Annotated in this window: 9 protein-coding genes; 6 read left to right on the top strand and 3 right to left on the bottom strand. The window is 70.0% G+C overall.

Features of this window, described 5'->3' with window-relative positions; all coding sequences use genetic code 11:
* Positions 1 to 140: 140 nt before the first annotated feature.
* Entirely contained in the window at positions 141 to 1,637 is a 1,497-nt protein-coding gene (locus ACWD10_RS36280; RefSeq protein ID WP_451097967.1) for a peptidoglycan recognition protein family protein, read from the bottom strand.
* A gap of 138 nt (positions 1,638 to 1,775) precedes the next feature.
* Here ACWD10_RS36280 and ACWD10_RS36275 point away from each other — a divergent pair, with 138 nt between their 5' ends.
* The 4 genes from ACWD10_RS36275 to ACWD10_RS36260 all read left to right on the top strand — a co-directional run bounded on the left by ACWD10_RS36275 (position 1,776) and on the right by ACWD10_RS36260 (position 8,273).
* The gene (locus ACWD10_RS36275; protein ID WP_451097966.1) at positions 1,776 to 2,528 is read left to right on the top strand and encodes a TIGR03089 family protein; all 753 of its coding nucleotides are present in this window, start codon (positions 1,776 to 1,778) and stop codon (positions 2,526 to 2,528) included.
* 192 nt (positions 2,529 to 2,720) lie between these two features.
* Complete coding sequence (locus ACWD10_RS36270) at positions 2,721 to 4,373, top strand: LCP family protein (RefSeq protein ID WP_451097965.1); 1,653 nt, start codon at positions 2,721 to 2,723, stop codon at positions 4,371 to 4,373.
* Positions 4,374 to 4,593: 220 nt separating this feature from the next.
* Positions 4,594 to 6,345: an LCP family glycopolymer transferase gene (locus ACWD10_RS36265; RefSeq protein WP_451097964.1), complete on the top strand. Its 1,752-nt coding sequence runs from the start codon at positions 4,594 to 4,596 to the stop codon at positions 6,343 to 6,345.
* A gap of 167 nt (positions 6,346 to 6,512) precedes the next feature.
* The gene (locus ACWD10_RS36260; protein ID WP_451097963.1) at positions 6,513 to 8,273 is read left to right on the top strand and encodes an LCP family protein; all 1,761 of its coding nucleotides are present in this window, start codon (positions 6,513 to 6,515) and stop codon (positions 8,271 to 8,273) included.
* A 75-nt stretch (positions 8,274 to 8,348) separates the two neighbouring features.
* Here the strand turns inward: ACWD10_RS36260 and ACWD10_RS36255 are convergent, their stop codons facing one another.
* Positions 8,349 to 9,419, bottom strand: coding sequence for a glycosyltransferase family 2 protein (locus ACWD10_RS36255; RefSeq protein ID WP_451097962.1), 1,071 nt, complete (start codon positions 9,417 to 9,419; stop codon positions 8,349 to 8,351).
* Between the two features lie 129 nt (positions 9,420 to 9,548).
* Between ACWD10_RS36255 and ACWD10_RS36250 the strand changes: the two genes are divergently transcribed.
* On the top strand, positions 9,549 to 11,042 hold the full coding sequence (locus ACWD10_RS36250; protein ID WP_451097961.1) for an LCP family protein: 1,494 nt from the start codon (positions 9,549 to 9,551) through the stop codon (positions 11,040 to 11,042).
* Positions 11,043 to 11,064: 22 nt separating this feature from the next.
* On the opposite strand, the gene ACWD10_RS36245 is transcribed toward ACWD10_RS36250, so the two are convergent.
* Entirely contained in the window at positions 11,065 to 11,613 is a 549-nt protein-coding gene (locus tag ACWD10_RS36245) for an acyl-CoA thioesterase (RefSeq protein WP_451097960.1), read from the bottom strand.
* A gap of 108 nt (positions 11,614 to 11,721) precedes the next feature.
* Here ACWD10_RS36245 and ACWD10_RS36240 point away from each other — a divergent pair, with 108 nt between their 5' ends.
* On the top strand, positions 11,722 to 13,014 hold the full coding sequence (locus ACWD10_RS36240; protein ID WP_451097959.1) for an LCP family protein: 1,293 nt from the start codon (positions 11,722 to 11,724) through the stop codon (positions 13,012 to 13,014).
* Positions 13,015 to 13,117: the final 103 nt, after the last annotated feature.

Raw genomic sequence — 13,117 nt, 5'->3', positions numbered from 1 at the left:
TTCCTGCCGGGGCCGGACTCGGTCGGGGCTCGCGGCGCGCGGGGCGGCGTGCCCCGTGCGCGGGGGCGCGGGGCCCTTGGGCGCGAGCCGTCCGGCCGGCCAGTGTATGCAGTTGTTGCGGTGGTCAGTTGTTGCGGTGGTCAGCCGCGGCCCTGGTACTTGGCCGAGGTTTTGCGGGTGCTGCCGAGGCGGCCGTAGAGGCGGCTGCCCGGGCAGTCGGTGATGAAGCCGTCGCGGTGCCCCGAGATCGCGTCGAGCCGGACCTTCTTCCCCTTCTTGTAGAGGTTGCTGCCCGCCGACGTCATCGTCACCTTGCCGCGTGGATTGACCCCGTACAGGCCGAGCTTCCACGCGGTGAGCCGGGCGATGGCCCGTACCGCGGCCTTGGGCGGATTGGTCTTGCTGTACGTCCCGAGGACGGCGACGCCCGTGCTGTTGCTGTTGAACCCGAGAGTGTGGGCCCCCCGAACGGGTTTGGCCACACCTCCGGCACGGCCTTCGTAGATGTTGCCGCACTTGTCGATGGCGAAGTTGTAGCCGAAGTCCCGCCAGCCGCTGCTCTTGACGTGGTAGCGGTAGATGCTGCGCAGGATCGAAGGCGCCTGGCCACAGGTGTAGTTGTTGCCCGTGGCGCTGTGGTGCACGAAGGCCGCGCGTACGGACTTGGTGTACGCGAAGTCCTTCTCGCGCAGCTTCTCGTCCGCGCCCCAGCCCTTGCGGGTGATGATCCGGGGGCGCGGTCCGACGTACGGGCGTGCCGGGGTTCCCTGGCCCGCGGAGACCTGCAGCACGCCGCGGGAGTCGAGGAACGCGTTCTCCGTCTGCTGCTTGGTGAGGGCCGGGATGACGGTGGCGCCGAGCGGGGCGTACTCGGCGTTGACGGCCGAACTGGCGGCGGCCGCGGCGGAGAGCGGCCGGGCGGCCGGGGTGTCCGCGGGGGTGCCGGTCCCCGGGTCCGGGTCCTCGTCGCTGTCCTTGCTCTCGGCCGGACTCGCCGCCGCCTGCGCGCCGTTGAGCCCGCCGGGGATCTGGACGTCTGGATCTTCGCCGGGATCGATGAGCTCCAGGCGCAGGCCCTGGGGCAGGGGCAGGGGCGTGGGCTCGGCGTCGCCGTGCCGGCCGTGCTCGTCGCTCTCCGCCGGGGTGCTCTGTACGCGGACCTCCACCGCGTCGGAGTTGCCGACCCACAGGGGTGCGGTCGAGCCGCGGACCCGGCCCGAGGCGCCCTCCGGGGTGTCCGGGTCGGCGGCGTGCTCGTGGTTGTGGGTGTCGACGTCCTGCCAGTCCGACCAGGTGCCCGTATCGGCGTGCCGGGTGCGGACCCGCACCGTGCCGTGCAGCTCCACCTGCGGATCGTCCCAGACGACGCCGACCAGCGAGAACGGTCGTACGGTGCGGCGGGTGAGCCCCTGCGCGGAGCTGCCGTCGCTCTTGGTTCGGTCCGAGGCCAGCGGTGCCAGCGGGAGCGACTGCGTGCTGCCGGGGACGGATTGGGGTGTGCGGGAGGCTGCGTCGGAAGCGGGGTGCACCGTCTTGTCGCTGGGGGCCTGGACCTCGGCCACCTGCGGTGCGGCGAGTGGGAGGGCCAGTGCGGTCGCGCAGACGACACCGATCGAGGAAGCAAGGAATCCACGCATGCGATTGATCGTCCGTCAGATATGACACCTCCGCACATTGGGGGCATTCGGGAACTGACGGTGCGTCGGCCGCAACGGTTCCGTCGCGCGTACCTCCCGTGCGTTCCCGCGGTACGGCGGCCGCGTAGCCTGGCAGGCGTGAACGCGACCGACCGCACCCCCGCCGACCTGCTGCGATCCGCGCTCGCCGCGGACCCGGCCCGCCCTCTGGTGACCTTCTACGACGACGCCACCGGCGAACGCGTCGAATTGTCCGTGGCCACCTTCGCCAATTGGGTGGCCAAGACCGCCAATCTGCTCCAGGGCGACCTGGCCGCCGAGCCCGGCGACCGGCTCGCGCTGCTCCTTCCCGCGCACTGGCAGACCGCGGTGTGGCTGCTCGCCTGTTCTTCTGTAGGTGTGGTCGCGGAGGTCGGGAACGACCCGGCCGCGGCCGACCTGGTGGTCAGCGGGCCGGACACGCTGGAGGAGGCGCGGGCCTGCTCGGGCGAGCGGGTGGCGCTCGCGCTCCGGCCGCTCGGCGGCCGCTTCCCGCAGTTGCCGGCCGGGTTCGTCGACTACGCGGTGGAGGTGCCGAGCCAGGGCGACCGCTTCGCTCCATACGCTCCGGTGGACCCGTCGGCCGACGCGCTCACCGTCGGCGAGGTGGCCCTGACGGGAGCCGAGACCGTCGAGCGGGCCCGGCGCGATGCGACGGACCTCGGGCTCGGGTCCGGGTCACGGCTGCTCTCCACACGGGCGTACGACAGCTGGGACGGCCTGTCCGCGGGGCTGTACGCGCCGCTGGCGGCCGGGGGCTCCGTGGTGCTCTGCCGGAATGCCGGGCAGCTGACGGACGAGGCGCTGCGCAAGCGCGTCGAGAGCGAGCGGGTCACCGGGACGGTCCGGTAGGACGCTGCGCCCGGGGACGCGCCACGGGCCCCGGGCCCCGGCGAAGTTCCACCCGTCCGGCGCAGGTGAGCGCCCGGCCCGCAGGCGCCGGGGCCCCGCGCCGGGCCATGGTCGTAGGAGCACTTCCTCGCGGAGTGCTGTTCGTACTGCCGTACTGCCGTACTGACTACGCCATGAGGGGTGGACCCAGACGTGACCGACGCCGCAGGCCCGTCCGCCGGACCGGAGTGGCCGGACGACGACGAGACCGAGTCGGGCACTTCCGCCTCGGAGGACGAGGGCACCGCGGACGAGGCCACAGACGGCACCACGGACAGCACTACAGAAGAAGACGACGCCCGGGACGACGACGCCGAGGACGAAGATCCCGCAGACGACGATCCCGAAGAGCAAAGCGCCCCCGAGGAAAACGGCACCACAGAAGAAGGTCCTGCCGAAGCCGCCCGCGCTACAGAAGAAGAGCCTCCCGGCGAAACCGCCACCACAGAAGAAGGCACACCCGCCGACGACTCCCCCAGCCCCGCCCCCACTCCCAAACCACGCCACCACTGGCTCCGCTGGGCAGCCCTGGGCCTTGCCGTCATCGTGCTCGCGACCGCCGGGGTCGGTTGGAGTCTCTACAAGAGGCTCGAGGGGAACATCACCGCAGACACCGGTACCGCAGCCGAGTTGGAGCGGTACGAGCGGGAGCGGCCGCCGCCCTCCAAGCACAACGCTCAGAACATCCTGCTCATCGGCTCCGACACCCGGTCCGGGAAGGGCAACAGGCCCTACGGCAGGGACCCGGGCACGCAGCGCTCGGACACCACGATCCTGCTGCACCTCGCGGCCGACCGGAAGAGCGCGACCGCGGTGTCCCTGCCGCGCGACCTGATGGTGGACATCCCGCGCTGCCGCCGCCCGGACGGCAGCCGGTCGGATACCCAATTCGCCCAGTTCAACTGGGCGTTCGAGCTCGGTGGGACCGCCTGCACCATCCGTACCGTCGAGAAGCTCACCAAGATCCGGATCGATCACCACATGGTCGTGGACTTCCAGGGCTTCAAGAGGATGGTCAACGCGGTGAACGGCGTGGAGGTGTGCCTGAAGCGGCCGATCCACGACCCCCAAGCCAAGCTCCGGCTCCCGGCCGGAAAGCAGAAGCTCAACGGCGAGCAGGCGCTCGGCTTCGTACGCGCGCGCAAGTCGGTCGGCGGCGGCAGCGACACCGAACGCATGGACCGCCAGCAGCAGTTCCTCGCGGCGCTCGTCAACAAGGTGCGGAGCAACGGTGTGCTGCTCAATCCGACCCGGCTCTTCCCGGTGCTCGACGCGGCGACGTCGTCGCTCACCACGGACCCCGCGCTTTCCGGTCTGACCGACCTTTACGAGCTGGTCCGCAGTATGCGCAACATCCCCATCGACCGGGTCCAATTCCTCACAGTTCCCCGCAGGGCCTACACGTACGACCCGAACCGCGACGAGCTCGTGCAGCCGGACGCGGGCCGACTGTTCGACCGACTGCGCGCGGACGCACCGCTGCGCGTGGACCCGCAGACCGAGGACTCGGACGCCTCCGGAGAGGGCGAGGAAGAGGGGGAATCCGACGGCGGGTACTCCTCCGAGGGCTCCGGAGGCGGGGACTATTCGGAATATTCCGGTGATGACGACGGGGGTAAGGAGTCGCACGACGACGGCGCCGGCTACCTGAGCGACGCCGGTTTCTGGGTCGACGGGACGCCCCGCGACCGTGCCGACGGCAAGCCCGCCGCAGGTCCCGGCGCCCGGGCCGATGACCCTTCGGAGACACCGAGCCCGGCCCCGACCTTCCGCGGCAACACCGCGGCCCGCACGACTTGTGAGTAAAGCGCGGGCCAACACCGCGTCGGAGCGGTCAGGAAATAGGCGGTATTGCCGGGTGTAAGGGAAGTGGAATTTGTCACCGCCATCGCCGGTCGCTGAACTGGTCGGATAGCGTGAGCGATCCGGTGCACCCGGCCGAACGGCCGTGCACCCGCAGACAGACTGGCGAGCGCCCTTGGAGGGGGTGGCGCCGCCGGGGCCCCGACGGAGGACTCAAGCAACCGTGGACGCGCAAGGCCGTGGGCGGGCGGAGAACATCGACCCCGCAGACCAGTGGGTACTGAACCCGCAGACCGGCGACTACGAACTGCGACCGACCCCCTCCGCAGCGCGGTCGGGCATCCCGGGTCACCGCAGACCGGCGAGCACGGGCGGCCGCCCGCCCGCCGACGCGCCGCGCCGTCGCCGCTCCCACTCCCACGGCCCGGGTCAGGACGCCCCGGGCCGCGGCGTGCCGGAGCAGCGCAGGCGCCGGGTGACGCAGGACGCGGGCGCTCCGGGCGGTCCGGGCGGGCACGGCGGCGGCCGACGCCGCCCCAAGCCGCGTAAGCCCAAGGGCAAGAGGAAGCTGAAGTGGTTCCTCGGAGTGGTCGCGGGGCTCATCGTCCTGACGATCCTCGCCGCGTATCTCTACTTGGAATACCTGAACAGCAACATAACGGGCATTGATGACGATGGCGCCGGTACCGGGGGATTCAGCGCGGACCGCCCGATCAATGTGCTCCTGATCGGTACGGACAAGCGGACCGGCAAGGGCAATTCGGGGTACGGCGACTCCGGCAGCGCCGGGCACGCGGACACCACGATCCTGCTGCACGTCTCCAAGGACCGTACGAACGCGACCGCGTTGAGCATCCCGCGCGACATGATCACCGACATCCCGGACTGCCCGACCACACAGTCGGACGGCTCCACGAAGGACATCCCGGGCACGAAGGAAGGCCGCTTCAACGAGAGCCTGGGCCAGATGGGGCGCACCCCGAGCTGCACCATGCGCACCGTCACCGAAATAACGGGCGTCAAGATCGACCACTTCATGGTGGCCGACTTCAACGCGGTGAAGACGCTGTCCAGCGCGGTCGGCGGCGTGCCGATCTGCCTGGCCAAGGACATCAACGACCCCAAGTCGCACCTGAATCTGTCCAAGGGCAAGCACGTGGTGCAGGGCGACCAGGCGCTCGCGTTCGTCCGTACCCGGCACGCCGTCGGCTTCGGCGGTGACCTGGACCGGATCAAGCTGCAACAGCAGTTCCTCATCTCGCTGATGAAGAAGATGAAGTCCAACGACACCATGTCCAGCCCGGGGAAGATGCTGGACCTGGCGGACGCGGCCACCAAGGCGCTCACCGTGGACAGCAAGCTCGCCGACCTGAACAAGCTCAAGGACCTGGGCATGGAGCTGGGCAAGGCCGACCTGGAGCACATGAGTTTCGTGACGGCGCCGGTGGTCGACAACACCGACGGCGCGACCGTGCTGCTCGACAAGGCCAAGGCCAAGCCGCTGTTCTCGATGATCCGCGCGGACAAATCGCTGACCGAGGTGAAGAAGCAGAAGAAGGCGAAGGAAGAGGCGCGGCTCAAGGGCCCCAAGTCCGCCGCGTCCGAGGTCAGGGTCAACATCTACAACGGCAGCGACACGGTGGGTGCCGCGCAGTCGACGCTGACGTACCTTCAGACGGAGGAGGGCGTCCTCAAGTCGAGCCAGCTGGGCAACGCGCCCCAGAACCAGGCGAAGACGAGCCTCGAGTACTCCCCCGACCAGGCCGACCAGGCACGCAAGCTGGCCGAGATCATGGGACTGCCGGGCTCCGCGCTCAAGCCGGGCAAGAGCGAGGAGAACGCACAGGGCCTGCCGGCCATGAAGCTGATCCTGGGCAGCGACTTCCAGGGGGCCGGGACGCCGATCGGCGCTCCGTCGAAGGCGCCGAAGGACATCCAGAAGGTCGAGGCGAACAAGAGCGTCTGCGCCAAGTGAACCGCCGGGGGGCGCCACCGCGTGATACCGCCAGGGACACCACAGGACACCACCGAGTGGTACCCGCCAAGTGACACCAGCGAGTGACACCAGTAGCACCCGAGGCACCGCCCGATCCGGCCAGTCAGCCGGTCCGGGGCGTCCGGGAACGGGGAGGGGCAGGGCACATGAGGCAGGGCAGCGCGCGCCGGGATGACACCGTTCCGCTCCAGCGGAGCACCGAGCAGGCCCTCGATCCGGTCTGGGACGACAGTCTCTACGAGGACGGGAGACGCGACGGCGGCCCCGACCACGGCGTACGCGAGGATGCCCCCGACACCGCCGAAGCCCCCGGCAAGGGGGGTGCCGGTGGTGCCAACGGCCTCCGGGAGCACGGCAGTTCCACGCCGCCGCGGCGGCGCCGGGCGCGCCGGTTCCTGCGCTGGTTCGCCATCGTCCTGGCCCTGCTGATACTTGGCACGGCCGGGGCCGCGTACATCTATATCGAGCACCTCAACGGCAGGATCGGCACCTCGCCGATGCCCGAGGGGAACCGGGCGCCCGAGCCCACCCCGAACGCCTTCGGCCAGACGCCCCTGAACATCCTCCTGATCGGCTCCGACGCCCGGGACTCCAAGGAGAACCAGAAGCTCGGCGGCGCCAAGGAGACCTTCGGCGGCACCCCGCTCGCCGACGTCCAGATGCTGCTCCACCTCTCCGCGGACCGCAGCAACATGTCCGTGATCAGCATGCCGCGGGACACGCTCCTCCAGATGCCCGAGTGCAAGGACCCGCACACCGGCAAGGTCTACCCGGCCACGCAGGGCCGCGTGATGACCAACACCAGCCTGGGGCGCGGCGGTCCGGGCTGCTCGGTGCTCGCCTGGGAGAAGCTGACGGACATCCGGATCGACCACTTCATGATGGTCGACTTCGCCGGGGTGGTGTCCATGGCGGACGCCATCGGCGGCGTACCGGTCTGCGTGGACAACAACATCTACTCGCGCGACAGCCAAGGGCACGGCTCGGGCCTGAAGTTGAAGAAGGGCACCACCAAGATCCAGGGCGAGCAGGCGCTCCAGTGGCTGCGCACGCGGTACGGCTTCGAGGACGGCAGCGACATCGGGCGCGCCAAGGCGCAGCACATGTACATGAATTCGATGGTCCGCGAGCTGCGCGCCAACGCCACTCTGAGCAACCCCGACAAGCTCCTCGGGCTCGCCGAGAAGGCCACCGAGGCGCTCAAGGTCGACGAGGGCCTGGGCAGCGTCTCCCGTCTCTACGACCTCTCCAACGAGCTGAAGAAGGTCCCGCCGCAGCGCATCACGATGACGACCATGCCGTACGAATACGTGGGCGCCCGCGTGCAGCCGAAGCCCGGCGACGCGGACCAGCTCTTCCGGCTCGTACGCGAGGACATCGCGCTCGACGGCAAGGACAAGAAGAAGCCCGCCAAGAATCCGGAGAGTTCGGCCTCCCCCACTGAGGCGTCACCGACTCCGAGCACCGAAGACCCGGCGGCGGCTCCGGCCGAGATCGCCGTCCAGGTGCAGAACGGCACCCGGACCGATACGGCGCCCGCGAAGAGCGGCCGCGCCGCCGAGGTGGTCCAGCTGCTCGCGGCCAAGGGCTATACGCAGGCGTACGCGGACGGGCAGGCGACGCCGGTGCAGCCGAGCACGGTGCTGCTCTACCCGAGCGCGGACCTCGCGGGCGACGCGCAGGCGGTCGCCAAGTCCCTTGGTCTCGCGCCGAGTTCGGTGAAGCAGTCGACGGCGGTGTCCGGCGTGACGCTGCTCGTGGGCGCGGACTGGCGCACCGGGACGGTGCCTCCGCGGGGTGGTTCCGGCGGCGGCAAGGACGGCAACAAGGCGCCGGAGTCGGCGGACGCGCTCAATGGTGCGGACGAGTCGGCCTGCATGAAGGTCGACCCGAACTTCACCTGGTAGGGGGTGAGGGGGCGGGGTTCCCTTCGGGGGGCGCTGCTCCCGGACCCCCGCTCCTCATACGCCGGAGGGGCTGAATTAAGCGCCGGAAGGGCTGACTCGTGCCGGGCGGCGGCTGGCGATAACGCGCCTGGCGAGTGAGCGCGGGCTGGTCAGAAAGCCCCAGCCCCACGACATGTGCATGGTCGCGAGCGCCACCGGAATCTGGAGCCGGGCCTTGAGCGGCAGCCCCTTGCCCGCGGGCACCGAGCCCGCCGCGATCGCCGCGAGATAGCCGCCGGGGATCACGAAGCCCCATGGGGTGAGCAGCGCGCCCACGACGGTGCCCGCCGCGATCGCGCAGACCGCGGTCGGCGGGGCGAGGTAGCGCAGGTTGATCGAGCCCTCGTGGTAGCGGGCGACGACATGACGCCAGCGGCCGTAGTTCTTGTACTGCTTGGCGAGCGCCTTGATGCTCGGGCGCGGGCGGTACGAGACCCGCAGTTCGGGCGAGAACCAGATCTGGCCGCCCGCCTCGCGGATCCGGAAGTTCAGCTCCCAGTCCTGGGCGCGGATGAACTCCTCGTTGTACCCGTCCTGCTGCTCCAGAGCCTCGCGCCGGAAGACACCGAGGTACACGGTCTCGGCGGGCCCGGCCTCGCCGCCCGTGTGGAAGGCGGCGTTCCCGACGCCGATCTTCGAGGTCATGGCGGCGGCGACGGCGTGCTCCCAGTCGTTCTCGCCCTCGGCGTGCATGATGCCGCCGACGTTCTGCGCGCCGGTCTCCTCCAGGAGCCGGACGGCGGTCGCGATGTAGTTCGGCGAGAGCATGCCGTGGCCGTCGACGCGCACCACGATCGGGTGACGTGAGGCCTTGATCGCGGCGTTCAGCGCCGCCGGGGTGCGACCGGTCGGATTCGGGACCGTGTGGACCCTTGCGTCTGCGGCGACCAGATCGGCGGCGATCTCGTCGGTGCGGTCCGTGGACGGGCCGAGCGCGACGACGACCTCCATCTCACCGGCGTACTCCTGCCGCAGGATCGCTTCGACGGCTCCGCGCAGATGCCGCTCCTCATTGAGGACGGGCATGATCACGGAGACGGCCGGGGGCTGCTCGGCTGTGTCCTTGGCGTGCTGGCCGTGCTGGCCGTGCTGGGAGTTCTCGCTCATCAGGCGTCACGTTACCGCGAACGGGGGACAGGAGCGCCCCCGGTCGGGTCGCTGCCCCGAGCCGCAAGTCGTATCGGCTTACGGTTGCACGCGAACCTCGACGCACGTCCCGCGGAGGTGTTCCACCACGTGCCCACGCCGCCCCGCCGCTCCCCTGCCCGGCCGCCTCGCCAGCAGCCCCGGCGCCCCGTCTCCCAGGCGCAGCACCGGCAGGCTCCGCGGCGGGCCCGGCGGCGGACCCGACCCCACTGGGCGCGGCGGATGGCGACCATGCTCTCGGTGGTGGTGCTCGCATCGGCGGGCATCGGGCATGCGGCGATCACCGGCCTGGACAGCGAGATCTCCCGGGTCGACCCCTTCAGGGACATGAAGAACCGTCCCGCCGACGGCCAGGGCGGCATGAACATCCTGCTCGTCGGCACCGACGGCCGCGACAAGATCACCGAGGAGGAGCGGCGCAAGTACCGGCTCGGCGGCGCGCCCTGCAACTGCACGGACACGATCATGATCGTGCACATCTCGGAGGACCGGGACCGGGCCAGCATTGTGAGCCTGCCGCGCGACTCGTACGCCGAGACGCCTGCGCACACCGACCAGAACACCGGCGAAAAGCACAAAAGCCACCCCATCAAGCTCAATTCGGCCTACGCGGAGGGCGGTCCGGGTCTGACGGTGCGCACCGTCGAGCACATGACCAAGGTCAAGATCGACCACTATCTGGAGGTCGATTTCACCAGCTTCATGAAGACGGTGGACGTGCTCGACGGCGTGGAGATCTGCACCATCCGGCCGATGAAGGACTCGTACACCGGTCTCGACCTGCCCACGGGGCGCCACCAGCTCAACGGTGGCGAGGCCCTCCAGTACGTCCGCTCGCGCTATGTCGACGGCGACGCCGACCTGGGCCGGATGCAGCGCCAGCAGAAGTTCCTCGCGGCGCTCATCGCCAAGGCGACCTCGTCCGGGGTGCTCCTGAACCCGGTGAAGTTCCGCGATGTGACGAACACCGTGCTCGGCTCGGTCCGCGCGGACCGGGGCTTCGGCAAGAGCGAGATGGTCGACCTGGGGCGGGCGATGCGCGGCTTCACCCCGGCGTCGTCGGAGTTCACCTCGGTGCCGATCGGCGAGATGGCGCACAAGGTGCCCGGGCTCGGCTCGACGCTCAAGTGGCACGAGAAGAAGTCCGCGAAGCTCTTCAAGGCCCTGCGCGAGGACCGGCCTCTCGCCCCGTTCCGCAAGAAGAAGCCGAAGGCCCTGGAAGTGGACGTCTCACCGCAGCAGATCCGGGTCCAGGTGGAGAACGGCACCCAGGAGCCCGGACTCGGCCGGAAGGTCGACAAGGCACTGCGGAAGACGGGCTTCCGGACGACCGGGGCGCCGGTGGCGGCGCAGGAGACGGGGCTCGAGCGGACCGTGGTGCAGCACGACCCGGGCTGGGACCGTTCGGCGAAGTCGCTGGCCAAGGCGCTGCCCGGAGCCGAGCTCAGGAAGGTCGACGGGCTCGGCTCACTCCTGAAGGTCGTGGCCGGGGCGGACTACGACGGGGTGCGGCGGGTGCGGGCGGAGGATCCGTACCAGGGCGAGTTCGGGGTGGCCACCGGGGACCAGGTGGTGTGCGAGTAGGGCACCACCCGCAACCGAGGGCTCAGTCCTGAATGCCGTCCGCCGCCCGCTGGTCGCGGAGGTCCTTGATGGCGCGGCGGCGGGCCAGGCGGTGGGTGCGGCGGATCTGGGCCTCCTGGTAGCGGCGGCGGTCGCGTTCCGTCTCCGGGACGACCGGCGGGACCTCACGCGGCTTGCCCTCCGCATCGACCGCGGCGAAGACCAGATACGCCGAGCCGACCTGCTGCGCCGGGGTCGACTCGTTCCAGCGCTCGGCGAGTACCCGCACGCCGACCTCCATCGACGTACGGCCGGTCCAGTTCACCTGGGCCTTCACGTGGACCAGGTCGCCGACCCGTACCGGCTCGAGGAACGCCATCTCGTCCATCGAGGCCGTCACCGCCGGGCCGCCGGAGTGGCGCCCTGCCACGGCGCCCGCCGCGTCGTCCACCAGTTTCATGATCACCCCGCCGTGCACCGTGCCCAGAAGGTTGGTGTCGTTGTGGGTCATGATGTGGCTGAGAGTGGTGCGGGAAGCCGCGGTGGGCTTGCCCGGAATCTCCGCCTCCGGGGGACGGGCCTGGTCTGTCATGCCCTCCACCATATGCCGGGCCGGTTTGTGTCAGCTCTGCAACAGCCCTGGTGTGATTCCCGTCCGGCCCTTGTGGAGCGGCATGTTTCGGCCTGCACACTGGTCGGCATGAATGACTGGCCCGATGGATGGAACGACCGCGACCGGGGCTACGGGCGCGGCAGCGCGAGCATGCAGCCGGAGGGTGCACGCTCGATGCGCCACGTCCAGCGCGGTCCGGCCGCACCGCCGCCCCCGTCCGCCCCGCCGCGCGGCGGGGTGCCCGCGCAGCCCTCGTACGACGACGGGTACGGCGGCCAGGGCGGCGGCTACGACAGCGGATACAGCCAGGGCCAGGTGTACGGCGGCGGCGGTGGCCGCGGCCGCTATGACGACGGTTACGACGATTACTACGACGGGCCCGCGGCCCGCCCCAACTGGGGCCGCCGGATCAAGCGTGGCTTGATCACGCTGGTCGTGGTGCTTCTGGTGTGGAGCATCGGTACGTACTTCTGGGCCGACTCCCAGCTCAAGCGGGAGGTCGACCTCAGCAAGGTGATCGAGCGCCCCGAGGCCGGGGACGGCACGAACTACCTGATCGTCGGCTCCGACAGCCGCGAGGGCATGACCGCCGAGGACAAGAAGCGCCTGCACACCGGCTCCGCCGAGGGCAAGCGCACCGACTCGATGATGATCCTGCACGTCGGCAGCAACGGCGACACCCTGATCTCGCTGCCGCGCGACTCGGACGTGGAGATACCGTCCTTCATCGGCTCCGAGTCCGGCAAGAAGTTCCCGGCCCAGGGCCGGCACACCAAGCTGAACGCCGCGTACGCCGAGGACGGCCCGGAGCTGCTCGTCCGTACCGTCGAGCACAACACCGGCCTGAAGATCGACCACTACGCGGAGATCGGCTTCGGCGGCTTCGCCAAGATCGTGGACGCGGTCGGCGGCGTGGAGATCAACGTCGAGAAGCCGATGAAGGACAAGAAGTCCGGCGCGGACTTCGAGCCGGGCAAGCACGAGATGAACGGCGAGCAGTCCCTGGCCTTCGTCCGCCAGCGCTACGGCCTGGACGGCGGCGACCTGGACCGCACCAAGAACCAGCAGAAGTTCCTCTCGGCGCTTGCCAGCCAGACGGCCACCCCGTCGACGATCCTGAACCCCTTCAAGCTCTACCCGACGATGAGCGCGGGCCTGGACACCCTGGTCGTCGACAAGGACATGAGCCTGTTCGACCTGGGCGAGATGTTCTTCGCGATGAAGAACGTCTCGGGCGGCGAGGGCAAGTCCCTGAACATGCCGATCGGCGGCAGCGCCCCCGGCGGCAACCTGGCCTGGGACAAGGCCAAGGTCAAGCAGCTGGTGCAGCAGCTGAACAACGACGAGAAGGTGACGGTCGAGGGCGGCTACGGCAACTGACCTTCTTCCGTAGACAGTTGGGGCCCCGCCGGTTCGTCCGGCGATGGTGTCCTGGCCGGTGCGGTGCTCGGGATCGTCGTTCACACCGCAGCGCTCCGCCATC

The organism is Streptomyces sp. NPDC002851 (assembly GCF_053591935.1).
This window is presented reverse-complemented; position numbering and strand designations above follow the sequence as displayed.

Bases quoted from the DNA above. Each gene is read 5' to 3' on its own strand.
- ACWD10_RS36255 (WP_451097962.1), bottom strand. From the start codon at position 9,419: ATGAGCGAGAACTCCCAGCACGGCCAGCACGGCCAGCACGCCAAGGAC.
- ACWD10_RS36260 (WP_451097963.1), top strand. From the start codon at position 6,513: ATGAGGCAGGGCAGCGCGCGCCGGGATGACACCGTTCCGCTCCAGCGG.
- ACWD10_RS36245 (WP_451097960.1), bottom strand. From the start codon at position 11,613: ATGACAGACCAGGCCCGTCCCCCGGAGGCGGAGATTCCGGGCAAGCCC.
- ACWD10_RS36240 (WP_451097959.1), top strand. From the start codon at position 11,722: ATGAATGACTGGCCCGATGGATGGAACGACCGCGACCGGGGCTACGGG.
- ACWD10_RS36280 (WP_451097967.1), bottom strand. From the start codon at position 1,637: ATGCGTGGATTCCTTGCTTCCTCGATCGGTGTCGTCTGCGCGACCGCA.